Annotated in this window: 23 protein-coding genes; 16 read left to right on the forward strand and 7 right to left on the reverse strand. The window is 61.1% G+C overall.

The window, feature by feature from the left end; genetic code table 11:
* From ACYQ15_RS18570 to ACYQ15_RS18630, 13 genes are read left to right on the forward strand one after another with little or no spacing between them, the layout of a single operon-like run.
* Positions 1 to 1,545: a UDP-N-acetylmuramoyl-L-alanyl-D-glutamate--2,6-diaminopimelate ligase gene (locus ACYQ15_RS18570; protein WP_459938983.1), complete on the forward strand. Its 1,545-nt coding sequence runs from the start codon at positions 1 to 3 to the stop codon at positions 1,543 to 1,545.
* Positions 1,536 to 2,927: a UDP-N-acetylmuramoyl-tripeptide--D-alanyl-D-alanine ligase gene (locus ACYQ15_RS18575; protein WP_459938984.1), complete on the forward strand. Its 1,392-nt coding sequence runs from the start codon at positions 1,536 to 1,538 to the stop codon at positions 2,925 to 2,927. Before ACYQ15_RS18570 ends, ACYQ15_RS18575 begins: the two co-directional genes overlap by 10 nt.
* Positions 2,924 to 4,000, forward strand: coding sequence for a phospho-N-acetylmuramoyl-pentapeptide-transferase (gene mraY, locus ACYQ15_RS18580; protein ID WP_459938985.1), 1,077 nt, complete (start codon positions 2,924 to 2,926; stop codon positions 3,998 to 4,000). The genes ACYQ15_RS18575 and mraY overlap by 4 nt, the downstream gene beginning before the upstream one ends.
* A gap of 13 nt (positions 4,001 to 4,013) precedes the next feature.
* The gene (murD, locus tag ACYQ15_RS18585) at positions 4,014 to 5,357 is read left to right on the forward strand and encodes a UDP-N-acetylmuramoyl-L-alanine--D-glutamate ligase (protein WP_459938986.1); all 1,344 of its coding nucleotides are present in this window, start codon (positions 4,014 to 4,016) and stop codon (positions 5,355 to 5,357) included.
* A complete protein-coding gene (ftsW, locus tag ACYQ15_RS18590) occupies positions 5,350 to 6,492 on the forward strand; it encodes a putative lipid II flippase FtsW (protein WP_459938987.1) in 1,143 nt (380 codons plus the stop codon). Before murD ends, ftsW begins: the two co-directional genes overlap by 8 nt.
* Positions 6,489 to 7,571 (forward strand): undecaprenyldiphospho-muramoylpentapeptide beta-N-acetylglucosaminyltransferase, encoded by a 1,083-nt coding sequence (murG, locus tag ACYQ15_RS18595; RefSeq protein WP_459938988.1) that lies wholly within the window; start codon positions 6,489 to 6,491, stop codon positions 7,569 to 7,571. The genes ftsW and murG overlap by 4 nt, the downstream gene beginning before the upstream one ends.
* The gene (murC, locus tag ACYQ15_RS18600) at positions 7,568 to 8,932 is read left to right on the forward strand and encodes a UDP-N-acetylmuramate--L-alanine ligase (protein ID WP_459938989.1); all 1,365 of its coding nucleotides are present in this window, start codon (positions 7,568 to 7,570) and stop codon (positions 8,930 to 8,932) included. The genes murG and murC overlap by 4 nt, the downstream gene beginning before the upstream one ends.
* Positions 8,929 to 9,810: a UDP-N-acetylmuramate dehydrogenase gene (gene murB / locus ACYQ15_RS18605; protein ID WP_459938990.1), complete on the forward strand. Its 882-nt coding sequence runs from the start codon at positions 8,929 to 8,931 to the stop codon at positions 9,808 to 9,810. The genes murC and murB overlap by 4 nt, the downstream gene beginning before the upstream one ends.
* The gene (locus tag ACYQ15_RS18610; protein ID WP_459938991.1) at positions 9,807 to 10,724 is read left to right on the forward strand and encodes a cell division protein FtsQ/DivIB; all 918 of its coding nucleotides are present in this window, start codon (positions 9,807 to 9,809) and stop codon (positions 10,722 to 10,724) included. Before murB ends, ACYQ15_RS18610 begins: the two co-directional genes overlap by 4 nt.
* Before the next feature lie 26 nt (positions 10,725 to 10,750).
* Complete coding sequence (gene ftsA / locus ACYQ15_RS18615; RefSeq protein ID WP_459938992.1) at positions 10,751 to 11,992, forward strand: cell division protein FtsA; 1,242 nt, start codon at positions 10,751 to 10,753, stop codon at positions 11,990 to 11,992.
* Positions 11,982 to 12,233, forward strand: coding sequence for a hypothetical protein (locus tag ACYQ15_RS18620; protein ID WP_459938993.1), 252 nt, complete (start codon positions 11,982 to 11,984; stop codon positions 12,231 to 12,233). Before ftsA ends, ACYQ15_RS18620 begins: the two co-directional genes overlap by 11 nt.
* Positions 12,234 to 12,276: 43 nt before the next feature.
* Entirely contained in the window at positions 12,277 to 13,587 is a 1,311-nt protein-coding gene (gene ftsZ, locus ACYQ15_RS18625) for a cell division protein FtsZ (RefSeq protein ID WP_459938994.1), read from the forward strand.
* Between the two features lie 30 nt (positions 13,588 to 13,617).
* Complete coding sequence (locus ACYQ15_RS18630) at positions 13,618 to 15,321, forward strand: radical SAM protein (protein WP_459938995.1); 1,704 nt, start codon at positions 13,618 to 13,620, stop codon at positions 15,319 to 15,321.
* 16 nt (positions 15,322 to 15,337) lie between these two features.
* On the opposite strand, the gene ACYQ15_RS18635 is transcribed toward ACYQ15_RS18630, so the two are convergent.
* Complete coding sequence (locus ACYQ15_RS18635) at positions 15,338 to 15,562, reverse strand: FmdB family zinc ribbon protein (protein ID WP_459938996.1); 225 nt, start codon at positions 15,560 to 15,562, stop codon at positions 15,338 to 15,340.
* A 126-nt stretch (positions 15,563 to 15,688) separates the two neighbouring features.
* On the opposite strand from ACYQ15_RS18635, the gene ACYQ15_RS18640 reads away from it, so the two are divergent.
* From ACYQ15_RS18640 to ACYQ15_RS18650, 3 genes are all read left to right on the forward strand, one after another.
* Positions 15,689 to 15,991, forward strand: coding sequence for a hypothetical protein (locus tag ACYQ15_RS18640; RefSeq protein WP_459938997.1), 303 nt, complete (start codon positions 15,689 to 15,691; stop codon positions 15,989 to 15,991).
* 90 nt (positions 15,992 to 16,081) lie between these two features.
* Positions 16,082 to 16,879, forward strand: coding sequence for an ElyC/SanA/YdcF family protein (locus tag ACYQ15_RS18645; RefSeq protein WP_459938998.1), 798 nt, complete (start codon positions 16,082 to 16,084; stop codon positions 16,877 to 16,879).
* A gap of 27 nt (positions 16,880 to 16,906) precedes the next feature.
* A complete protein-coding gene (locus ACYQ15_RS18650) occupies positions 16,907 to 18,784 on the forward strand; it encodes an SLC13 family permease (protein ID WP_459938999.1) in 1,878 nt (625 codons plus the stop codon).
* A gap of 211 nt (positions 18,785 to 18,995) precedes the next feature.
* On the opposite strand, the gene ACYQ15_RS18655 is transcribed toward ACYQ15_RS18650, so the two are convergent.
* The 6 genes from ACYQ15_RS18655 to ACYQ15_RS18680 all read right to left on the reverse strand — a co-directional run bounded on the left by ACYQ15_RS18655 (position 18,996) and on the right by ACYQ15_RS18680 (position 24,729).
* Entirely contained in the window at positions 18,996 to 19,739 is a 744-nt protein-coding gene (locus tag ACYQ15_RS18655; protein ID WP_459939000.1) for an energy-coupling factor transporter transmembrane component T family protein, read from the reverse strand.
* Positions 19,740 to 19,742: 3 nt separating this feature from the next.
* Positions 19,743 to 20,486, reverse strand: coding sequence for an ATP-binding cassette domain-containing protein (locus ACYQ15_RS18660; protein WP_459939001.1), 744 nt, complete (start codon positions 20,484 to 20,486; stop codon positions 19,743 to 19,745).
* Entirely contained in the window at positions 20,483 to 21,049 is a 567-nt protein-coding gene (locus ACYQ15_RS18665) for a biotin transporter BioY (RefSeq protein WP_459939002.1), read from the reverse strand. Before ACYQ15_RS18665 ends, ACYQ15_RS18660 begins: the two co-directional genes overlap by 4 nt.
* Before the next feature lie 418 nt (positions 21,050 to 21,467).
* Positions 21,468 to 22,499, reverse strand: coding sequence for a rhodanese-like domain-containing protein (locus tag ACYQ15_RS18670; RefSeq protein WP_459939003.1), 1,032 nt, complete (start codon positions 22,497 to 22,499; stop codon positions 21,468 to 21,470).
* Positions 22,500 to 22,642: 143 nt separating this feature from the next.
* The gene (locus tag ACYQ15_RS18675; RefSeq protein ID WP_459939004.1) at positions 22,643 to 23,941 is read right to left on the reverse strand and encodes a rhodanese-like domain-containing protein; all 1,299 of its coding nucleotides are present in this window, start codon (positions 23,939 to 23,941) and stop codon (positions 22,643 to 22,645) included.
* An 80-nt stretch (positions 23,942 to 24,021) separates the two neighbouring features.
* Positions 24,022 to 24,729, reverse strand: coding sequence for a formate dehydrogenase subunit gamma (locus ACYQ15_RS18680; RefSeq protein ID WP_459939005.1), 708 nt, complete (start codon positions 24,727 to 24,729; stop codon positions 24,022 to 24,024).
* Positions 24,730 to 24,734 lie beyond the last annotated feature (5 nt).

Here is a 24,734-nt window from a genome sequence, read left to right on the forward strand (position 1 = left end):
ATGTTGTTGAATGAAGCATGGCGCGCCTTGAAAACCGAAGTCCGCAACGGGCGCATGGTCAGAACGCACTCCGGCCAGGTCCAGCCGGGCGACGTTTTTGTGGCCCTGGACGGAACCAGGGTCAGCGGATCGACGTACATCGCCGAGGCTGTTGCCAGGAATGCCGGTTATGTGGTGGCCGGTCCCGGTCAAGGCAAAGATGTTTCCGGCGGGACTTTGCTTCTCGAACACCCTGATCCCAGGGAAGCTTTGGGCGAACTGGCCGCGGCGCATTTCGGCACGGAGAGGGCCGGCCCGCTTCTGGTGGGCGTGACCGGAACAAACGGGAAAACCACGATCATTCATCTGCTGGATCATCTGCTGCGGTTGGCGGGGAAACAAGTGGGACTGATCGGCACCATCGGCGCCACGTGGCCCGGAGGCGCTTTCGCCAGCAACATGACCACGCCGGACTGCTGGACTCTGCACCAGATTCTGGCCCGGATGCGCGATAGCGGCGTGACCCATGCCTGCATGGAGGCGTCCTCCCACGCCCTGCAACAGAAAAGAACCGCCGGCTTGCGATTCGAGGCAACGGTGTTGACCAACATTACCCAGGATCATCTGGATTACCATCAAGATATGGAAACCTACTACCAGGCCAAGGCCCGCCTGTTCGCCCCCAACGCTTCCCAGCCGGACGGCCCCAGGCACCGGGTGATCAACGCCGATGATCCCTATGGCCGACGGCTGCTGAGCCAATGGGGAGGGATTGCCTGCACCCTGTGTGATGACGGCCGGCTTCCGGAACTGGGTCGGGATTCTTCCACGGCCATTCGCGTGCTGCGCGGGGAAATGAAATCCAGTGACCGAAGCGGCCTGGAACTGCGCATGCTCTTTGAGGGTCAGAGCTGGATTCTGCGCTCCACCCTGGTGGGACGACATAATGCAGCCAACCTTTTAGCGGCCCAGGGCGTGGGACTGTGTCTGGGCCTGGAACCCTCCCAAATGAGCGCTTTGGAAAACTTTACCGGTGTGCCGGGACGGCTGGAACGGGTCACCAACCCCATGGGGCTGGACATATTCGTGGACTACGCCCACACGCCGGATGCTCTTGAAAACGTTTTGAAGACGCTTCGGGAGTTGCGGTTTGAGCGTCTGATCGTCGTGTTCGGTTGCGGCGGAAACCGCGACCGGGCCAAGCGACCGCTCATGGGCCAGACGGTCTGTCGTCTCGCGGACATCGCGGTCCTGACCTCCGACAATCCCAGGCATGAAAATCCGGAAACGATTCTGGACGATGTCCAGGCCGGGCTCGGGGATTGCGCCGTGGTGATCCGGGAAGTGGACAGAAAACGGGCCATTGAAAAAGCCCTGGAAGTGATGCGACCCAATGATGTTCTGCTGGTGGCCGGCAAAGGCCATGAGGCCACCCAACAGATCGGCGACGAATACCTTCCCTTTCATGACCCTACGGTAATCCGCGGCATCCTTGCCGACACCCCCGGGTCTGCCTTCGGCACATCTTCCGGCCAGGTTCTTCAGGAGGTGCGTCCATGCGCCTGACGCTCACCTGGATGGCCGATGTCCTGCGCGTTCCTCTTCCCGGCGAAGCCCAGAAGACCGAAATTGCAGGAATCTGCATCGACAGCCGCCGGGTTGGGCCGGGCGACCTGTTTGTCTGCCTTCCTGGCACCCGGACCGATGGACATGATCATGCGCCCCTGGCCGTGGAGGGCGGGGCGGCGGCTGTCCTGGCGACCCGGGAGTTGTCGGAACTCGCGAAGCGCGTGCCGGTGCTGGTGGTTTCCGACGCCGTGGCCGCTCTGGGCGAACTGGCCACGGCCTGGCGGCGGATGTTCCCGGGCAAGGTCATCGGGGTGACCGGCACGGCCGGCAAGACCACGGTCAAGGAAATGCTCTTTCAGGTCTGCTCCCTGGCCGGAGCAACGTGCAAGAACCAGATGAATCTGAACAATCAGATCGGCCTGCCCATGTCCATGCTCTCCTGCAGCGGCCAAGCGGCGTACTGGGTTCTGGAAGCCGGGATCAGCCGGCCCGGGGACATGGACGATCTGGGTCGGATCCTGCAGCCGGACATGGCGCTGCTGATCAATGCCGGAGCGGCCCATCTGGCGGAACTCGGCTGCGTTGAGCAGGTGGCCAAGGACAAGGCCAGGCTGACCAACTATCTGCGTCCCGGCGGCATCGCCCTGGTCAACCGGGACTGCCCGGAACTGCTGCGTGAAAGCCTGAGATACGGGCGCCAGATCCACGTTTTTTCCCTCCAGGATTCCGACACGGAGTTTTACTCCAACGGACAGACGTTGACGCCGTCGGGAAATGTGCGCATGGAACTGCGCCTTCAGGATCAAACCATGGAACTGTCCTGGGCCGCGGACCAGGCTCCGGTAGCCGCGAACGTACTGGCCGTGGCCGCGGCGGCGAGCCTGCTGGGCATCGATCCGGAATCCGTCGGGCAGGGCTTGTCCGCGCCCATGAAACTTCAGGGACGGTTCACGGTTCAGCGCCATGGCAGCTGGACCATTATCGACGACACCTACAACGCCAACCCGCTGTCCATGGCCTTGGCCCTGGGCAGGGCCCGGAAATTGGCGGGCAATGGGCGACTGGTCTGCGCAATGGGCGACATGCTGGAACTTGGTGCGGTGGCCACGGACGAACATCGCAAGCTGGGGCGACTTCTGTCCGAAATGGGATGTTCCACCATTTTTTACCATGGTCGCCACTTTGATGATGTCCGTGGCGGACTGGAAGAATGTTCATGGCAGGGACGGCTCGTTCCTGCCGAATCCCCCGCGGAATTCCTCGACCAGTGGCGACGCTGGGAGGCGCCAGGCGGTGCGGGAGTCGTTTTGTTCAAGGGCTCCCGGGCCAGCGGAATGGAAACCTACTATGACGTGCTGCGCACGGAGCTGGACGCATGATTTATCACCTACTTTTTCCCCTGGGGAGTGAATACATCCTCTTCAACGTCTTCCGCTATATTACGTTCCGTTCCATCTACGCCCTGCTCACGGCTCTGATAATTTCCATTCTCCTCGGTCCCCGCTTCATTGCCTGGCTCAAACGCCTCAAATGCGGTCAATACATCCAGGAGGACGTGACCACGCACAACGGCAAGGCCGGCACGCCGACCATGGGCGGGCTGCTCATCGCGGTATCCCTGCTGACCAGCGTGCTGCTCTGGGGAGACCTGACCAACGTCTATCTCTGGCTGACCATTTTCGTCTTCGTCGGCTTTGGAATTGTCGGATTCTGGGACGATTTCCTGAAGGTGGTCAAAAAGAAAAATCAAGGTCTCAGCGCGGGCGGCAAGCTGATGGGGCAAGTTGTCGTTGCACTGGGAGCCATTTCCCTGCTGCTGCTGCAGCCCGCGTACTCCACGATTCTCTACTTTCCGTTTTTCAAAATGCTGCAGCCCGACATGCTCTGGCTGTACATTCCCTTTGCCGTGCTGGTCATGGTCGGTTCCTCCAACGGGGTGAACCTGACCGACGGTCTGGATGGACTGGCCATCGGCCCCCTGGTGGTGGCGGGGGCCTGTTTCGGCATTTTTGTCTATGTGGCCGGCCACGTCCACATCGCCAATTACCTGCAGGTCGCCCACGTGCCCGGAGTGGGCGAAGTGACGGTGTTCTGCGCCGCCCTGGTGGGAGCCGGCCTGGGCTTTCTCTGGTTCAACGCCTATCCGGCCCAGGTGTTCATGGGCGACGTGGGCAGTCTCAGTCTGGGCGGCGTGCTGGGATTCATCGCGGTGCTGGCCAAGCAGGAACTGTTGCTGCTGGTTGTGGGCGGTTTGTTTGTTGTCGAAACCCTCTCGGTGATTCTTCAGGTCGGCTACTTCAAGGTCAGCGGCGGCAAGCGCATCTTCCGCATGGCTCCGTTGCATCACCACTTTGAACTGAAGGGCGTTCCGGAGTCCAAGATCATCGTGCGCTGCTGGATTTTTTCGATCATCATGGCCCTCATTTCCCTGAGCGCCCTGAAACTGCGCTAACCCTGCGAAAGACATGAAAACCATGCACTCCAAATTGCCCCTCCACGCCGCAAAGCACATCTCCCACGGCACCACCGCCGTGGTGGTGGGGGCGGGAGCGTCCGGCTTGGCCGCGGCGGAGCTTCTGGACTTTTTGGGGGCCAAAGTGCGGATCGTGGATTCGGGCAGGCTTGCTGATCCGATCCGCGAAATCGCCACCAGGCGGGGTTGGGAAATACGGGAAGGCGGACATGATCCGGAGCAGTTCTCGGGAGCGGAACTGGTGGTTCTGAGCCCCGGGGTGAATCGTCGCAACTTGGCGCCCTGGCTGGAGCATCTTGGCCCGGGTCAGGTGCTGTCCGAGCTGGAACTGGCGCTGGGCTTTGTTGACGAACCAATCATCGCGGTGACCGGAACCAGTGGAAAAACCACTACCACGACACTGATCGGCGTGTTTCTGGAAGCCATGGGCCGCGTAGTTTTCGTGGGCGGGAACATCGGCACGCCGCTAGCCAGCTATGTTTTGGACCGGCTGAAGAAGAATCGGAATAAGGCGGACATTCTCGTCCTGGAAGTGAGCAGCTTCCAGCTTTTGAATACCTCGTCCCTGCGTCCCAAAGTGGCCGTGCTGCTCAACATCAGCCCGAATCATCTGGATTACCACCAGGACATGGATGAGTACGTCCAGGCCAAGCTTTCTCTGTTCGCGGGGCAGGAACCCCGGGACACGGCGATCATTGCCGTCGAGCTGCGGGCACTGGTGCAAAGCCACCCCGAAATTCGGGCGCGGAAAGTGTATGTCGAGCCGGTTTCCCGGCTGTCCTGTCCGGCCCTGCCCGGCAGGCACAATCAAGGCAATATCGAAGCGGCCTTTCAGGCCTGCAAGCCGTTCGGGCTGGATGAGCCCACCGCACAGAAGGTTCTGGAGGGATTCACGGCCTTGCCTCACCGGTTGCAGGGAGTCGCGGAACACTTCGGCGTGCTCTTCGTGGACGACTCCAAGGGCACCACGGTTCAGGCGCTGCAGGCGGCTCTGGAAGCCTTTGACCGTCCCCTGCTGCTGTTGGCCGGCGGGGTGTTCAAGGGAGGCGACCTGGCCGGTCTCAAGCCCCTGCTGACGCAAAAGGTGCGCCAGGTCGGACTGTTCGGCGCGAGTCGGGATATATTTGAGCAGGCCTGGGCCGAAGCCCGTGTTCCACTGTCCTGGGATCCGACGCTGGAATCGGCCATGGACCGGCTCTGGGCAACGGCCCGAGCCGGAGACGTGATGCTGCTTTCCCCGGCCACGGCCAGCTTTGATCTCTTCGCGAATTACAAAGAGCGAGGCATGGCGTTTCAGCGGCATGCCCAAGTTCTGGCGGAGCGCGGCCATGGCTAGTCTTCTTTCCGGACAGAGCGCCGCGGGGCGAAACGCGGGGACGCAGCCCGGCCTGGATTATTGGCTGCTGACGCTGACCCTCGTGCTGTGCGGGCTGGGATTGATCATGGTTCTTAGTTCCACCGGGATCATGGCGGAGCGGTTCTGGGGGGACAAGTACTTTTTTTTCAAACGGCACGTGGTGTTTCTGATTGTCGGACTCTGCGTCATGGCCGTGGCGGCGCTGCTTCCTCGCCAGCTCTATTTGCGGTTCGTGTATGTCTGGCTGGCGGTGGCCGCGGGGTTGCTGGCGCTGACCATCTTCACGCCCTTGGGAGTGCAGGCCGGGGGAGCGAAGCGCTGGCTGTCACTAGGGCCCTTGACGGTCCAGCCGCTGGAGATTGCCAAGGTGGCGCTGGTTCTCTATCTGGCATCGTTTTTCAGCCGCAAGCAGGAAATGATCCGCTCCTTCAGCGTGGGCTTTCTGCCGCCGCTGTGCATCACCGGCATGCTGTGTCTGTTCCTGCTGGCCCAGCCGGATTTCGGCGGCGCGGCATCCCTGATGCTGTTGCTGTTCTGCATCAGCCTGGTGGGCGGATCACGCCTGGTTCACCTGGGAGCGACTTCCTTCCTCGCCCTGATGGCCGCGATATTCCTGGTCATGAGTTCCCCCTACCGCTTCCGGCGGTGGTTTGCGTTTCTTGATCCTTTCCAGGACGCCCAGGACGTGGGCTATCAGCTGGTGCAGTCCTTCTACGCGCTGGGCAGCGGCGGATGGCTGGGCGCCGGTCTGGGAGCGGGAAAGCAAAAGCTCTTTTTTCTGCCCGCGGCGCACACCGACTTCATTCTGGCGGTGATCGGCGAGGAACTCGGATTTATCGGGATTTCCATGATCTTCATTCTCATGGCCCTGCTTTTCTGGCGGGGCATGCGCATCGCCAGAATCCAGGAGGGCATGCAGGAACGGTTCATCGCCTTTGGCATGCTGCTCATTCTGGCATTGGGTGCCGTGCTGAACATGGCCGTGGTGCTGGGCGTGGTTCCGCCCAAGGGGGTGCCCATGCCGTTTTTGAGTTACGGCGGATCAAGCCTGGTCATTTCCATGTTCTGCGTGGGCGTGCTGTTGAACCTTTCCCGGACAGGCGGTCGCGCATGAACAGGGTGATCCTGACCACGGGCGGCACGGGCGGCCATATTTTCCCGGCCCTGGCCGTGGCCGAGGAGCTGCGAGCACGCCATCCCGCGATTGAACTGCTGTTTGTCGGCGGCACGCGAGGGCCTGAGGAAAAATTGGCGTCCCAAGCCGGAGTGCCTTTCGAGGCCCTTCCCGTGGCCGGGGTCCTGGGGCGGGGCTGGCGGGCTTTGGCAATTCTGGGCTGGCTTCCGCGCAGTGTGGTCCAGGCCATGGGGATTTTGCGCCGCTTCAAACCCGAAGTGGTCCTGGGGCTTGGCGGGTATGCCGGGTTTTCCACGGTTCTGGCTGCCTGGATGAGCCGCATTCCCACGGCCATTCATGAACAGAACGGATTTCCGGGCATGACCAACAGGCTTCTGGGCAGGCTGGTGCGCAAGGTTCTGCTTTCCCTGCCTGACGAACGCGGGTTCTTCGATCCGGGCAAGGTCGTGTACACGGGCAACCCCTTGCGGCAAGCCGTGCGGGAACTGCGAACCCTGGAGCCCGCCGGCGAAAGCCCCCGGCGCAATGTCCTGATTCTGGGGGGCAGCCAGGGTGCCAAAGCCGTCAATCAGGCGGTGCTGGAATCCCTGAACGGGTTTCGGGAAGAGGGGATCTCGTTATGGCATCAAACCGGAGCAGCGGATCTGGAGCGTGTCGCCAACGCATACGCTCAGTCGGGGTGGGACAAGGCCCGGGTGGAGCCGTTCATTGATAATGTCGCCGAGGCTTACGGCTGGGCGGACCTGGTGGTCTGCCGGGCCGGAGCCACCACTCTGGCGGAACTGACGGCCATGGGCAAGCCCAGCGTGCTGATTCCCTTTCCCTATGCCACCCACAACCACCAGATGCTCAACGCGCGGCATCTGGAACAGGCCGGAGCCGCCATGGTGTTGATGGAAAGTTATCTGGCCCGGGTCCAGCTGTGGGCGGTAGTCAAGGATTTGTTGGATATTCCCGGCAAGCTGCGGGACATGAGCAGGGCTGCCTGGAAACTGGGGCGGCCGGATGCCGGCGCCGCGGTGGTTCGAGAACTTGAAGGTTTGGTACACGGAACATGAAGTCGAAAGTCAAATCCATACACATGGTCGGCCTGGGCGGGTCCGGGATGAGCGGCATCGCGGAGGTGCTGCTGAACCTGGGCTATGAAGTGTCCGGGTCGGATCTGGCCACCGGACCGGTTCTGGACCATTTGCGGTCACTGGGCGCAATCACGTCGGTGGGACACAGTCGCGGAAATCTGGGCCGGGCCCAGGTCCTGGTAAAATCCACTGCCGTCAGGGACGACAATCCCGAGGTGCAGGAAGCCAGGGAACGCGGCATACCGGTCATCCCGCGGGCGGAGATGCTGGCGGAGCTGATGCGCTTGCGCACCGGCATTGCCGTGGCCGGAACCCACGGCAAGACCACCACCACGTCGCTGCTGGCAACCATTTTCATGGAGGCCGGTCTTGATCCCACGGTGATCATCGGCGGTCGTTTGAGCAGCTACGGCAGCAACGCCCTGCTGGGGCAGGGGGAGTACCTTATCGCCGAAGCGGATGAATCCGACGGCTCCTTTCTGTGCCTGTTTCCGATCATCAGCGTGGTGACCAATATCGATGCCGACCATCTGGACTTCTATCCGGACCTGGCGACCATCAAAAGCGCCTTTGTCCAGTTCATGAACAAGATCCCTTTTTATGGGCTGAACGTGGTCTGCGGCGACGATCCCGGCGTGCAGGACGTCCTGCCCCAGGTGCGCCGGCCCGTGGTGACCTATGGCTTCGGCCAGGACAACGACGTGCGCGGGCTGCCGCTCCGGGATCGTCCCGGCAATCATTTTCAGATCTTCTGGCGCGGTGAGCCGTGGGGCGAGGTCAATTTGGGGCATCCGGGCCGGCACAATGTCCTGAACGCGCTGGGCGCGGTGGGCGTGGCCATTGAAACCGGATTGCCCAGGGATGCCGTGCTGCGGGGGCTGACAAACTTTGGCGGAGTGGGCCGCCGTTTCGAGATCAAGGGGGAGCGCGGCGGCGTCACCGTGGTGGACGACTACGGGCACCATCCCAAGGAGATCGTCGCCACGATTCAAACCGCGCTGGAATATTTTCCGGAACGCCGGTTGGTGGTGCTGTTCCAGCCGCATCGTTTTTCCCGGACCAAGGCCCTGTTCGGAGACTTCTGCCGCGCTTTCGAGGGAGTCCGGCAATTGCTGCTCCTGGAAATCTATCCGGCATCCGAGGCTCCGTTGCCGGGGATCAGCGGAATCAGCCTGGCCCAAGGCATTCGGCAGGTCAGCAAGACCCCGGTGACGTTCTTTCCGGACATGGAAAAGGCCGGCGCGGCCCTGCCCAAGATCCTGCGGCCAGGGGACGTGCTGCTGACTCTGGGCGCGGGAAGCGTATGGCAGGTGGGCCAGAGTTATCTGGAGGCGGTGTGAAAATTCTGAGTGATCCGGTCCTGTCCGAAAGGACGACGCTGCGCCTTGGAGGCACGGCCATTGCCGAAATCATCCTGGAGGATGAGCGGGACCTGGACGGTCTGGCGATGCAGCTGGCGACCCTGGGCGGCGAGACGCTGGTTCTCGGCGAGGGAAGCAACATCCTGGCCGGCGACGGGCGCTTGCCCCTGGTGCTGGTCCGTTTGGCCCAACCTGGAGAGCCGGAGGTTCTGGAATCGGGACGGGATTTTGTTCTGATTCAGGCGCCCGCGGCATTGCGCCTGCCTCGCCTGCTTGCGTGGTGCCGTTCCCGGGGGTTCAGCGGATTGGAGCAGTGGACGGGAATCCCCGGTTCGGTGGGCGGCGCCGTGGCCATGAATGCCGGATCGTACGGCGTGGAAATGGTTCATGTTCTGGAACAGGTCCGGATCTGGACGCCCACCCATGGGTGCATCTGGAGAAACGTAGACGAAATGGAATTCGGGTACCGGCATTTCGACTCAAGGCTGGATGACGGCTTGCAGATCGTGGTCGCGATCCGGTTGCGGCTTGGATTGGCCGCGCCTTTTGTGGTCCAAAACCGGATGCAGCAGTCCTATGCCCGGAAGAAGCAGACCCAGCCCGTGACCATGGCCTCGGCGGGGTGCGTCTTCAAGAATCCGGCTCCGGAACAACCCGCGGGCAAGCTTTTGGACCAGGCCGGCTTGCGCGGCTTTGAACTTGGAAAAATGGCCTTTTCAGACAAGCATGCCAACTTTTTAATCAACCTCGGCGGCGGCACGGCCAGTGACGCTTTTGAGCTGCTGGCCATGGCCAGAGAGCGGGTCTGGACCCTTTTCGGGGTGGCGCTGGCCACCGAGGTCAGGGTCATCCCATGAGCGTGGCCGTCATTCGGGAACGGTCGGGCGGGTGGTTTGCATCCGCCTCGCGCAAGAGCAACAAATGGACGCGCAAGAAGGCAGCCCCTGCTTCCTCGCGGCAGAGGCCGGCCAAGGCTGCCAGGAACGTTGCATCCGCGCATGCCCGAAGGGGTGGCTTGACGTTGGCATTCTTCGTGGTCCTGTTGCGGGCCATGGGGTGGATCCTTGTTCTGGCGCTTATCCTGGCTCTGCTGGGAGGGATCAGTCTGGGACTGATCTACGGATACCGTTCCCTGACATCTTCCACGCACTTCGCGGTTTCTCAAGTGGAAATCGATGGCAATCGACAGTTGTCCACGGAGGAGATTCTGAGCCTGGGCGGAGTCGGCCTGGGAATGAACATCCTGGAAGTCAGCCTGGGAGAGGTAAGCCGCAAGCTGCAAAATAATCCCTGGATTGAAAGCGTGACCGTCCGGCGGACTTTGCCCGACGGCCTGATCATCAACATTGTGGAGCGGGAACCGTTTTTCTGGATTCAGCGAGACAGCGCATTGTATTACGCGGACCGGAACGGAATGCCCATCGTTCCCCTGGAAATCGGGAAATTTGTTTCCCTGCCGGCCCTGATCATCGAGGAAGGCATTGAGCCGAACTGGCGGTTGCTGGACGAATGGGTGCGCGCGGTGGAACGGTTGGAATTTCCGTTCAGTTTCCCGGAAGTGGCCTGGCTGAAGGTCGAGGACGCCAACATTGTGCGCATATATCTCGAGGACCGAGGCATGATGGTTCATTTTGACCTTTCCGGGTGGCGCGAGCACCGCGGGATCATGAACCGGGTCTGGGAAGACCTGACGGCGAGAGGGGAACTCCGGAACACCGAGCGGTTGACGGTCATGTCGGGCAAGGCGTGGGTCCAGTTGAGACAGCCCTGACGGAAAAACTATCGAGGAGCAAAAGGATGGCCAAGAAAGCATCATCCAAGTCCGATCTCATTGTCGGTCTGGACATCGGAACCACGAAAATCTGCACCGTGGTTGGAGAGGCCACTCCCGGCGGCGTTGACGTCGTGGGTATCGGAACGGCTCCGTCCTCGGGACTGCGCAAAGGCGTCGTGGTGAACATTGAACAGACCGTGCAATGCATCAAAAAAGCCCTGGAAGAAGCGGAATTGATGGCGGGGTGCGAGATTCGCTCGGTCTATTCCGGCATCGCCGGCAGTCATATCAAGGGATTCAACAGCCATGGCGTGATCGCGGTCAAGGGCGGCGAGGTCACGCAGAAGGACGTCGAGCGGGTCATCGACGCGGCCAAGGCCGTGGCCATCCCCCTGGACCGGGAAGTGATCCACATTTTGCCCCAGGAATTCATCGTGGACGAACAAAGCGGCATTGCCGACCCCATCGGCATGGCCGGGGTGCGCCTGGAGGTCAAGGTGCACATCGTCACCGGAGCGGTAAGCAGCGCGCAAAACATCATCCGCTCCTGTCACCGGGCCGGACTGGATGTTGCGGACATTGTCCTGCAATCCCTGGCCTCCACGGAAGCGGTGCTCACCCCGGAGGAGCGGGAGATCGGCGTGGCCCTGGTCGATGTGGGGGGCGGAACCACGGATGTGGCCATTTTTTCCAACAATTCCATCAAGTACACATCGGTCCTGGCCCTGGGCGGGAGCAACCTGACCAATGACATTGCCTTCGGCCTGCGTACGCCCATGCTGGCCGCGGAAAAGATCAAGATCAAGTACGGATGCGCACTGACGGACATCGTGCAAAAGGATGAAATCATCGATGTGCCCAGCGTCGGGGGGCGCGAGCCACGGCGGGTTTCCAGGCGGGTCCTGGCGGAAATTTGCGAGCCGAGGATGGAGGAAATTCTGGCTCTGGTGGAGCAGGACCTCAACCAGTCCGGCTGCAAGAACCTGATCGGCGCGGGAATCGTGCTGACCGGAGGGTCGTCGCTGCTGGACGGAATGGCCGAACTGGGAGAGCAGATTTTCAATCTGCCGACCCGGGTGGGGTACCCCCGGGACGTGGGCGGCTTGAAGGACGTGGTCATGAATCCGATGTATTCCACCGCGGTGGGATTGCTGATGTACGGGGCGCGCAAGGAAGGCCTGGATCAGCGGTTTCGGATTCGGGACACGCATATTTTCAACCGCATTCTGAACAGGATGCGGAAGTGGTTCTCGGATGTCTCCTGACCTGGGTCCGGGAATGGGTGGGCGGAATGTAACCATTCAGCACACCATGTGTTTGGCTGATTATCTGCACCGGATTCCGGCTTTCGCCGGAATGAGGTGTCGAGCCCAAGCCGTTTGCACATCAGTCATACCGGCGAAGGCCGGTATCCAGGTCTTCTTCTGGAATTTTGCAAAAGGTACGCAAGAAAAAACAAAGAGTGAGATGTCGGAAGAGCGCTGGTGCGAAGCTGATTCTGATTGATGACAATTTGAACATGGGAAACCGAAGCAGGGAGGAGCAGGATATGCAATTCATGGAACTTGAGAATGACACCAATGCCTTGATCAAGGTCGTCGGTGTGGGCGGGGGCGGAAGCAATGCCGTGAACAACATGATATCCTCGGCATTGAAGGGAGTCACTTTTATCGCGGCCAACACGGATCTGCAGGCCTTGAACCGGTCTCGGGCCGAGCACAAGATCCAGCTCGGGGAGAAGCTGACCAAGGGGCTGGGAGCCGGCGCCAATCCCGACATCGGCCGGGACGCCGCCCTGGAGAGCGTGGACCAGATCCGCAAGATGCTCGAACCGGCGGATATGGTTTTCGTGACCGCGGGCATGGGCGGCGGAACCGGAACCGGCGCCGCGCCGGTCATTGCGCAGGTGGCCCGGGAAATGGGCGCCCTGACCGTGGCCGTGGTTTCCAAGCCGTTCTACTTCGAAGGCAAGAAACGACTGCTTCAGGCCGAAAAGGGCGCGGCAGCCCTGGCTGATGCCGTGGACACCATCATCACCATTCCCAATGACCGACTGTTGTCGCTGGCCTCCCAGAAAGCAGCTTTTCTGGACATGCTCAAAAAAGCCGACGAAGTGTTGTTCTACGCCGTGAAGGGCATTTCGGACCTGATCATGGTTCCCGGCCTGATCAACCTGGACTTTGCGGACGTCAAGGCCGTGATGTCTGAAATGGGGCTGGCCATGATGGGTACCGGCATTGCCAAGGGCGAAGGCCGGGCCAGGGAAGCGGCATTGAAGGCCATCAACAGTCCGCTGCTCGAAGACGTGAGCATCGATGGGGCCAAGGGCGTGCTGCTGAACATCACGTGCGCTCCGGACATGACCATTGACGAAGTCAGCGAGGCCGCCAGCATCATCCATGAAGCAGCCCATGACGATGCCAAAATCTTCTTCGGTACGGTCTTCGATGAGGAAGCCGGCGACGAAATGCGGATCACGGTCATTGCCACGGGCATCGGCACGGCATCCGCGGCATGCGGACGCGGCGAGGACGTTTCCCGGGTGATTGACCTGGGCGGGGTACGCAACAACGTCGGCAATTCCGGAAATGTCGTGCGCAGGCCGTATGTTCCGACCGGCAACGAAGACAGAAGCATCCCGGCGTACCTGCGCAAGGGCTTGAAATCCGAACAGGGCCATTCCGCCCATGGTGGCTATGCGGCTCATCCGGGCCATTCCGCGCACGGAGGGCATTCCGGCCCTTCAGCTCAGGCTCCGAACAAGATGCTCCGGGTTGCGGCCGGCGGCGGGGGAGAGGACTTTATTTTTGATGAAGAGGAGTTCGAGATTCCCTCCTTTTTGCGCAAACAGGCGGATTAGCACGACTCGTCATTCAGCGCGGAGGACCGGGTGAGGCGCCGACGGCGGGAAGCCCGACTCATTTCCGTCCCGGAGCGGGACTGGGGAGGGCGTCTGCCCATTGCCCTGGTCTTTCCGCAGAAGGCCAACCTGGCCTATTCCAGCCTGGGTTGGCAGGCGGTCCTGCAACTGCTGGAGGCCAAGAGCAACCTGACGGTTGAGCCGGTGTTCTGGGATCCGGATCAGGGCAAGCTCGTGCGGCCTGCCGGAAGCCGAGGGCTGAACGAATATGGCGTCGTGGCTTTCAGCCTGACCTATGAATTCGACTATCTTGCCCTGCTGCGCATCCTGAATGTTTCGGCCATTCCTCCCATGGCCGACCAACGCCCCTCCTGGCCACTGATTCTGGCCGGAGGGGCGTTGGCTTTTCTCAATCCCGCCCCGATCACGCCCAGCGTGGATCTGTTCTGGGTGGGCGAGGCCGAGGCCGGGTTGGCTGAGTGTCTGACGACCCTGGCCGATATCTACATTCGCAATGGCTCCCGTGCGCTGGCTCTGGAGACGGTGGCCGCCCTGCCGGGTGTTTTCGTGCCCGGACAAAGCCGGCTTCCGGTGCGTCGGGCCGTGCATGTCGGCAACCGGTCCGCGAACGAACTTGCCGCACCGGTTTCCTCCTGCTTCACGTCGCCGGACGCCGTGTTCCGGGATTCCCTGCTGCTGGAGGTCAATCGCGGCTGTCCGCATGGGTGCCGGTTTTGCGCCGCCGGCTACATGTATCGCCCCCCCCGTCTGGCACGCATGGAGGTTCTGAAAGAGCACGTGCTCCAGGCGAAGCCGCGCAAGGTGGGGCTGGTGGGCACGGCCCTGACGGACTGGCCGGACTTGATTCCGTTTCTGGCCTGGCTGCGGGAGCAGAACGTGGATGTCTCCTTGTCCTCCCTGCGTGCCGAGGGTGTGAGCGAGGAGCTGCTGGACATCCTGCGGGGATTGGGTACGCGGACCGTGACCTTGGCCCTGGAGGGCGCCAGCCATGGGTTGCGCTGCTCCATGAACAAGCATGTCCGGGAAGAAGCGTTCTTGCGCACCGTTGAACTGCTTTCACGCAAGGGCTTCAACCATCTGAAAATCTACTTGCTCGTGGGGTGGCCGGGCGAGACGGAAGCGGACTGGGAAGAATTCGGACGTTTTCTTCTGGAAGTGGATACGGCCAGAACCAGCGGCGCGGTGAAGCGCAAAACCAGCCTGAAGTTGATCACCCTGGGGCTCGGCTGTCTTGTACCCAAGCCCTGGACGCCGCTCCAGTGGGCGACCATGGCCGGTGAGCAGACCTTCAAGGAACGAATTGCCCTGGTGCGCCGGTCGGCCAAAAAGATTCCCGGCGTACAGGTGCGCTCGGATTCGCCCTGGCTGGCACGCCTGCAGGGCCTGCTGGCCCGGGGAGACATGCGCGTTCATGAGTTGATTCACCTGGCCGCGGCCAGGCAAGGCCGGGAACAGGACGTCTGGAACGATGCCCTGTCCGATTGGTCCGGTGATCCTTCCTGGTACCTGGACCGGGAGCGAGGGCGCGGTGAAGCATTCCCCTGGGAAGTCGTCGATCTGGGAGTCAGCCGGGATTATCTGTGGCAGGAATGGGAAAAAGTCGGGGCACGGCGCAAAACCCCGCCGTGCCCTTCATTGCTCGTCTCGGACAAACCAGGGCCGGGCTGTCCAGGGTGTCGTCGGTGCGGACTGGATGAATGGCTTCAGACCTGAAGCCGAACTACACTCCTCAGGAAAATCCCCTCCCTGAAGAACAGCCCGAAGCCGGGGCGGAATGACCGGCAAACGAGTCAGCGGAAGAGCCCGTGGTCATCGGCTTGCTGCAGACGGAAAGAATCTTCGCGGCTATGACGGAACCACAGCGGGGGCAGGTCTTGTCGCTCTGATCCGAAGCCCGGGCCAGGTCCTCGAAAACATGTTTGCAGTCTGGACAGGAATATTCAAAAATCGGCATGTCAATCTCCTTGTTGATGATGACGTAGAGTAACCACTCTCAGCTAATCCATGGCCAGGATGATTCACCACGAAGAGCACGAAGGACACGAAGGATGGGCTTGTGTGCGGATAATCACGATTGCGGATGCGTCGTGCGGCAAAAGGGATTTCGTTTTGCAACTACTCAGCACATACGGTGCATGATCATTCTCCAGCACTGGATTCCGGCTTTCGCCGGAATGACGTATCTGGGCAAGCCTTTCCCACGCTAGTCATACCGGCGAAGGCCGGTATCCAGGTCTTTTCTGGCTCTGCTGAGCAGTTACTTCGTTTTTTTATCTTCCTCCGTGCTCTTCGTGCCCTTCGTGGTGAAAAAAACGACATCAAGTCAGAAAGAACTGGTCTGTATGTAGATAGCTGTACGGCGTTGGTCGTGTTCGAGATCTAGCGTACACAGGGTCGATTGTACATGCGCCTCAGGCATTTGAGAACCACACTGCCTGGCTGGGTATCCAGGTTTCAAACCCAATAATCCTTCATGTTCATAGCGAAAAAAATTATCGGCCTGCTCTGTATGCCATTGAGTCTCGCGGGCTTGATGCTGCTCGTCGGCCTGATCGTTTTGTGCCGCACCCAGCGTCAGAGATTGGGGAAAGCGCTGCTCGTGCTGGGGACTGTTTTTTTTCTCGGCGCCGGATGGAGTCCGATTGCGGATCGATTGCTGGATCCGTTTGAACGCAGGCATGATCCGCTCCGGACTGTCGAGGGGCTCTCGCATATCCGCCATGTCGTTGTCCTGGGCGGAGGGCATGAGTCCGATGGACGTCTGCCGCATACGGGACGGCTGTCGGACGCCTCCCAGGCGCGGCTGATCGAAGGAATCCGGTTGCATCGCCTGTTGCCGGAGAGCGTGCTCGTCTTCACCGGCGGAGCGATTTTCGACCCGGTTCCTCATGCCAAGGTCATGGCTGACGCCGCCATGGAGTTGGGAGTGGATCCGGAACGTATCGTCGTGTTCACGCAGTCGTGGGATACCGCTGAAGAAGCTCTGGAACTCCGGAAGAATCTGGGCGCGGAAGTGGATTTCATTCTGGTCACGTCGGCCTCGCACATGCCGCGGGCGGTTCTGCTGGCCCGGGCAGCGGGTTTGGCCCCCATTGCCGCTCCCGCGGATTTTCTGGTCAAGGATGCAGAGGGCCAGTTTTCTCCTGGGGAGTTGTTTCCTTCGGCAAGCGCCCTGCGCCGCACCGAGCGAGCCATCTATGAGGCCATGGGACTGATCTGGGCCAATTTGCATGAACTGCCGCGACTGCGCCGGGCAACGGCCGGGGAATGATCACGTCAACGCGATGAGGTGTATGACATGACGCAGGATCAGATGATGATCATGGCCATACTTTTGGCCACCATGGGCATGTTTATCTGGGGCAAATGGCGCCATGACATGGTCGCCGCCGGCGCCCTGCTGGCCTGCGTCTTCCTGGGGCTGGTGCCCGGAGGGGCAGCCTTTGCCGGGTTTGGTCATCCGGCGGTGATTACCGTGGTTTGCGTGCTGGTGCTCAGCCATGGCCTGCAGGTTTCGGGTGCGGTGGATGATCTGGCCAGAAAGGTTCTGCCGGCTACCGCCGGCCCGACCATGAGCATCGCTTCGTTGACGGGGTTGGCGGCCCTGCTTTCCGGCTTCATGAACAATGTCGGGGCCATGGCCTTGCTGATGCCCGTGGGGATCAAGAATGCCGCCAAACAGGGATTGACCCGGGGCAAGGTGCTGATGCCGTTGGCTTTCGGCTCCATTTTGGGCGGAACCATGACCTTGATCGGTACGCCGCCCAATCTCATCGTCTCCGGTTTTCGAGCCGAGGCCGGCCCGGCCGGTTTCGGGATGTTCGACTTCCTGCCCGTTGGATTGAGTGTCACCGTGGCCGGACTGGCCTTCATCATCCTGATCGGCTGGCGTTTGGTGCCGGATCGCAAGGAGTCGGACACGGACGATTTCGATACGGCGGTGTACACCACCGAAGTGCGTATTTCCAGCGACAGCAATGTGGTGGGGAAACCGTTGCGCGAGGTGGAACAGATCATGGACGCGGCGGATGCCTTGATCATCGCCATGGTCCGCAGGGGATTTCGTTTGTCCGTGCCCTATCCCGGGCGCATCCTCCAGGACGGGGATATTCTGGTCATCCAGTCCGAACCGAAATCTCTGGCCGCGGTGCTCTCGGAGCTGGGGTTGAAGCTGGAGGAGAATGTCCTGCCGCCGCCGGAAAGCGACGAGGAGAAGCAGGGGGCTGAAGAATCCGAAGCGAAAATGGATTCCCGGGATGAAACCACGGAGAAATCAGAGACAAAGTCAGCAAAAAGCAACAAGGAAAAAATCGAGACCAGCGAAATCGTGATCCAGGAATTGGTGGCCATGCCCAATGCCATGGTGATCGGCCGTACGGCCAGGGATCTCGAGCTGCGCAGCCGGTACGGCATCAATCTGTTGGCCATCTCGCGCAGCGGTCATCGCTCCATCAAGAGATTGCGGGCCACCTCCATTCAGGCCGGCGACGTCCTGATGCTGCAGGGCAGGCCGGAAGTGCTGTCCGGCTTTGCCTCGGAATTCGGCTGTCTGCCCCTGGCGCCGCGGGATGTTCGGGTTCCGGAAAAGGGGAAGGCTCTGAAGGCGGCTCTGATCATGGCCGGGGCGGTGGCCGGGGCGGCTCTGGGGCTGGTCCCGGTGGCCGTGTCCTTTGCCTCGGGGGTGCTGGCCATGATGGCCTTGCGGGTGGTTTCCCTGCGCTCGGTATACAATTCCGTGGATTGGCCGGTGATCGTGTTGCTGGGGGCGATGCTGCCGGTGGCAGGCGCCATGGCCTCCACCGGAGCGGCGGACATGATCGCCCGTTTTTTGCTGGATAATGTCGCCCAGGGCAGGGCCGTACTGGCGCTGGCCGTAATTCTGGTCGTGACCATGCTCATGACCGACTTCATGAACAACGCCGCCACCGCGGCAGTGATGTGTCCCATTGCTCTGAGCACCGCGGCCCAGCTCGGCGTGAATCCGGATTCCTTCCTGATGGCCGTGGCCATCGGTGCGTCATGCGCCTTCCTGACGCCCATCGGGCACCAGAACAACACCCTGATCCTCGGACCCGGCGGCTTTCATTTCGGCGACTACTGGCGCATGGGCCTGCCCACGGACCTCCTGGTCATCGCCGTTGCCCTGCCCATGCTGCTCTGGGTCTGGCCGTTGTAGGGCCGCGCAAGCATGCGGCAAGAAAATGAATCCCGGGAGCGCCGCACCCCAGTGCGGCAGCGGTGTAGCGCATTCAGGACCAGATTCCGTCTGGAGCGTGACTCCGATAGCTGTGCAGTGAAATCTTGGTGAAATGGGAATCCTTGCTCAACCTCATCGCCGACCCATTTTGAAGCAGTAACGAGTTCCGGCAGGAGCATGGCCCGGTACTTCAAAAATACATGGAAAGCACAACCAACCCCAACCCCGGAACCAGAGTCACCACCCACTCCCGGGCGTAGACCTTGCGTTCCGGTCGCCAGGCTTCCGGCTGATCCAGATTCCGGGCCGCAACGGCCAGGGTCTGGGTCCAGGTGGCCTGGCTGAGGACCCGCAGCATGGCCTGGGGAACCAGGCGGATGCGGCTGGACCACGGGCACTGGGGCCAGCGCCTGGAGAGGCCCTGATTCAGTCCTCCGGCGGCGGCCAGGGACAGGGGCAGGAAATGGATCATCAAGGCCAGGGACAAAGCGACCTGCCAGGCTCTTTTTCCCAAAACCGGCCGCAGATACCAGGCCAATCCCGCCCCGAGCCGACGAGGCGACGCCGAGAACGTCAGGGTGAAGCCCAGGAGCATCAGGGTGCTCAGCCTGAGGCCGAGGTCCGCGCCGGCGCCCAGGCTCGTCAAGAACTCACTTCCCCCCACAAGATCAAGGCCGGTTTTCAGTCCGGCCCAGACCAGCACAAAGCTGGTCGCCGTACGCCATAATCCTCGGCTTGCTCTTGAAAATGCGCCCAGGGCAAGGCAGGAGGCAATTCCCAGAAGCGCTACCATGAACAATACCGGAAGGGGCAGTCTCCACAATACCAGCCCTGTCAGCACGGCGAAGGCCAGCTTGGGTCGCGGATCAAGCTCCATGAGCAGGCGGCCCCATTCGCCGCGGGGGGTGGGAGCGAGGAACGGATTTCGGGCCATGTTTCAGTGCCGGGGTGCTTGTTCGTGAGCATCCCAGGGCATGATGCCCAGCCCGGCTTTCCAGGAACAGGGCGGGCGCACGTCCATGGCCTCAAGTCCGGGGAAAACCTGCTGCGCCGAGCCGAAGGCCGTCTGGCGGCCATGGGCCAGGACCAGCCAGAGGTGCGCCAGATCCGCCAAGGGTTCCAGGTCGTGCACGGCGATGATCTGGGTCAGTCCGGCAGCCTGATTGGCGTGAAGCATGGTCCGGATCTCGCGGATGCCGGGGTAGTCCAGTCCGGCAAAGGGCTCGTCAAGAAGCAGGAGCCGCGGTTTCCGTAGCAGTGCGGCGGCCAGGCACAGCTTGCGTTTTTGGCCGTGGGACAGAATGTGGACCGGCGTTGTGGGATCAGGAAGGTCAAGGCGTGCTGCCAGAGCCAGGGCTTCGGGATGACGGTCGGGAGGCAGGCCCAGGCAGATGTCTTCGGCGATGGTCGAACCAATGATTGTCAGATCCGCTTCCTGGAGCACGAGAGCCGTCTCCCGACGAATCTCGCTGCTTTGGGTGGAGGCGTCCAGGCCGGCTATCGCAAGTCTGCCGGATCCAGGTTGGAGCAGGCCGGCCAGAAGGGCAAGCAGGGTCGACTTGCCGGCCCCGTTGGCCCCAACCAAACCGAGGATGGAACCGGATTCCAGGGCAAAGCCGATATCTTGGAGGATGGGGCGGCTGGAACCATGGGCGAAATAAAGAGACTGGGCGCTGATCACCGGGGCAGCAACCCTCGCAGATGCATGAAGCGCCAGGTGGCCACGGCCATGACCAGCTTGACCAGATCCTGGATAATGAAGGGCAAAAAACCGACGGCCAGGGCTTTCTGCCAGCCCACGTCGATAACTCGCATCAGGTTCAGGAGCCCGCAGGAGTACATCAGGGCCAACCCGGCCAAACCGGCGCCCAGCCCGAGAAGCCATCCCGGAGCAATGCCCAGCGACCATTCGGCCTTGCGGGCTCTGGTGATCAGGCCGATGGCTCCCGCGGCCAGGACAAAACCAATGAGATACCCGCCGGTGGGGCCGAAGAGCACGGCCAGTCCGGATTTGCCTCCGGCGAATACAGGCAGTCCGATGGTTCCGGCTCCGACAAAGAGCAGGGCGGCGAACATGCCGTGGGGCCATCCAAGGAGAAAACCGGCCAGCATGACGAAGAACGGCTGCATGGAAAAGGGGACCGGCCCCAGCGGGATGGACAAAAAAGAACCCACGGCGATCAAGGAGGCCATCAGCGCGACCCAGACCATGGAATGCAGACCCTGGAGAGTTGTTGCGTACATATGAAATGCGTTCCTTGTATTTGAAGACAAAACAACCGGCATGACAGCCGGTTCACGATTCCCGGTTTGGTAACCCAACCGGCATTGAAGCGCAAGAACCATGATCCCGGTCCATCCGGTTCCCAGGGCAGACTTGTTCTTCAGGCATGTTTACCCTGTTTTGGCCGGATCAAAACTTCCTCGACGGCCTTGTACCACCAAGCCGTTGCGCTGGCATAAACAATCTTGTTGAGACTGCTCTCTGCGTTCGGCAACGCCTTGATGAACGCTACGTGGCTCGGTCAGGCCATCGATCCAACCAAAACAGGGTAAACCAGCCTCAATATCTTGGGCGGTTGCTGAGAAAAAATGTCTTGATCCGGTCCAAGAGTGAGAATCAAGGCAGATTTGAAATGCCGCGGACTCTGACTGCGGCTTCTCAGTCGCGGTGGGTCATCTTGTTCAGCAGATCAAAAAAGGATTCCAAATCCTCAATATGTCCTTCGCGGTAATAAACGACCTGAATCCGTGAATCCGGCAGGATTCGCACCAGATAGATCAGCGGGATTTCGCCGCCGCCCACGGAATTGAACAGAATTCGGCGTTCATCGGAAAGAAGCGGGTAGGATACGTTATGCGCCCTTTTGAAGCGCAAAACGCTGCGCTGGCTGTCCCCTACGCCGAGGCCGATCAGTTTCAGCCGTTCGCGCAGCATCGGAGCATCCTGGATCATGGAGAACAACCGGTTGTACAGTTCGGCTTCCTGAACGCATTGCGAGCAGTGTTCGCTGTAGTACTTGAGCAGCACGTATTCCGCGGGAACATCGGCCAGGAAGAAGTTCGCGGCCTGCTGATCCAGCCCCAGATAGGCGAAATCCTCCCGTCTGTCCGAAGCCGTGAGCAGGCAGGGCGGGAAGAATTGGCCCGGCTGGAGACGCTGGTTTTGAACATCGCAGACCTGCAGGTCCGGGTAATGTTCCTTCCAGGCAATGTACCCGGCAGGGTAGCGGATGACGTTGGCGTATCCCAGGCGCACGGCCCAGGCGGCGGCAATCTCGCTGAGCAGTCAGCGGAAGTCGCGGCAGTACAGGACGATGGTCCGCTCCTTGTCCGGCCCGAACGTATCCACCATGGCCCGGCGGCGCTCCGGGGACAGGTCGCCCCGGTCGCGCAAGTCAACAGGCAGGCTGACGGCCTCCGGCATGTGACCGGCAGCGAACTCGTAGGCAAAGCGCACGTCCACCAGGAGGACGTTCGGGTTTTCATCAAGGATCCGTTTCAAGGCCGGGGTGGTGATCAGGGTGTAGCCGTCCCGCTCCGCACTGCCGCGGGCCTGGGCAAACAGGGGCGAAGCCTCCTCCGCGGAGTCTCGCTCAGGCGGGGCAGGAACCGCGGCGGCCAAAGCCGGCAACAACAGCAAGGTCAACAGAACCGAGAAAATTCTAGCGCGTTGATCGAGTCGTCTGTTCATTTTCGTCCTCGCTTGCTTGAAAGGGGTGGAACCGGCGTTTCGCCCGGAGCGAACCGTGCGCCCGAAGCAAACAAGGCCGTCCATGCCCCGCTTCGGGATCGGACGGCCTTGTGTATTGTCTTCAGCCTTGGAGCGGCTGAACCTTAATTGATGGTGAACTCGCCGGCACTGGTGTAGCTGACATTGGCGTCCACATAGTACACTTCCTGCAGATCCGGACGCATTTCCATGAACAGATAGTACGCCTCCCCGCTGCGAGCCCCGGTGGAGCAGATGAAGACGATGGGCTTTTCCGCTGTGGAAAAGCTCGCGATGTTGTCTTCCAGCATGTCCACGGTCATGTTTTTGGCTTCAGGAATGTGCCCGGCGGCGAACTCAGCCGGGGAACGGACGTCGATGAGCTGAATGCTGTCCGGATTCTCGCGCATCAACTGGACGAAGTAGTCGTTGTCCACGGTCCCTTCCGCGCTGCCGGTCTTCAGTGCGCCGGCAGGGGCTTCGGCCTTGGGCTGGGCCGGCGCCTGGGCCTGGCCTTGACGCGCGCCGTCAGCGGTCCACACAATGTATCCCCGCTCCACCCATTCCGGATCGCCGGCTGGGTAGACCGCGACGTTGGTATAGCCCATGGCCTCGGCCTTCCAGGCGGACTGATGGCTCAAGGGGCAGTGCAGACCGCCGCAGTAGAAGATCAGCTTGGTGCTTTTGTCCGCGGGCAGGACTTCGGCGGCCATGCGCTCAAACTGGCTGTCCGGCAGGCTGACGGCCGTGGGGATGTGGCCCTGGTCGTAGCGGGGCTGCTTGGGACGGGAGTCGATGATCATCACGTTGGTGGGGGGATTGGCCAGGAGGACGCCTCTGGACACGAACGGCCTGACTTCCTCAAGGGTGACCAGAGTGTGAAACGGGTTGGGCACCTGGGCAGGGTCCAGTTGCGGCAGCGGGCTGCGCACGTCTCGCGCGGTCCAGACCTTGTAGCCTTTTTCGATCCACTCCGGGTCTCCGGCCGGGTAGACGGCCACGTTGGTGTAGCCCATGGCCTCGGCCTTCCAGGCGGACTGGTGGCTCAAAGGACAGTGCAGGCCGCCGCAGTAGAAGACGAGCTGGGCGTTCCTGTTGGCCGGCAGGACCTCGGCGGCTAGGCGCTCGAACTGGCTGTCCGGCAGACTGACTGCCGTGGGGATGTGGCCCACGTCGTAACGGGGCTGCTTGGGCCGGGAGTCGATGATCATGAAGTCCTGCGAAGGCTCGGTGCGGAGCATGGCCTCGAAGACCAGCGGCTTGACGAACTCGATGTCTACCAGGGTGTGATAGGGTTCCGGAACCTGGGCCGGATCGAGCTGAAATGTCCGGGCTTGCGTTCCGTGGTGTCCGGCGCATCCGGCCAGCAAGGCCATCAGCAACGCCGCGACAAGCATCTGGATCGGGATAAAATATTTGCGCATGTTTCCGCTCCTATGGGTAAGATGGTTGTGCAACCAGCAATTTTCTGTTCTGAAGTGTTTGAAATACCGCAGTTCGCAACTCAAACTTTCTCCTGCTTCTCGGTCACGGTTGCATACCACAAGGGATGATGGTGTTTTGCGTATTCCGCCGGCACTTCGCCGGTGAACATGGACTTGAAGGCAGGTTTCTCTTCCTTGGCGATGGCGGCCATGAAGATGTGCACCAGCAAGCCGGCAAAGACCAAACCGACGGTCAGATAATGGATGGCCCTGGACCAGGCCGCCAAGTCGGGATTGTTCAAGAAGATCGTGGAAAAGAACATGACCATGCCCGTGGCCACGATGACAATCCCGCCAATGACCGTTGCCTGGGCGAACAGCTTCTGGCCGACGTTGTAGAACCCCTGGGGAGGCATGTCCGGAGTCATGCCGAAGCGCTGCAGCCCTTTCTTGCCCATGGTCATTTTCAGGTTCATCTTCATCAGCCAGGTTGCGTCGCTGGAGGGAGACATGCGGAAGATCTCTTTCAAAAAGGCAATGGTTTCCTGTGGCTTGAGCAGAACGTACAGCAGAAAGGCTCCGGCCCAAATCATGCCCAGGTATTGATGCACGGCCAAAAGATTTTCTCCGCTGCCGAAGATGGTGCGCATCAGGTTCGGCCACCACGCGCCCAGGGGGTTGAGCTGGGTGTTGCTGATCAGGCCCAGGCCGGTCAGGAGCAGGGCGATCCAGCAAAAGGCATTGAACCAATGCATGAAAATGGACAACTTGGTGTGTCGATGGATCATCTGTT

Source organism: Desulfonatronum parangueonense (genome assembly GCF_054656975.1).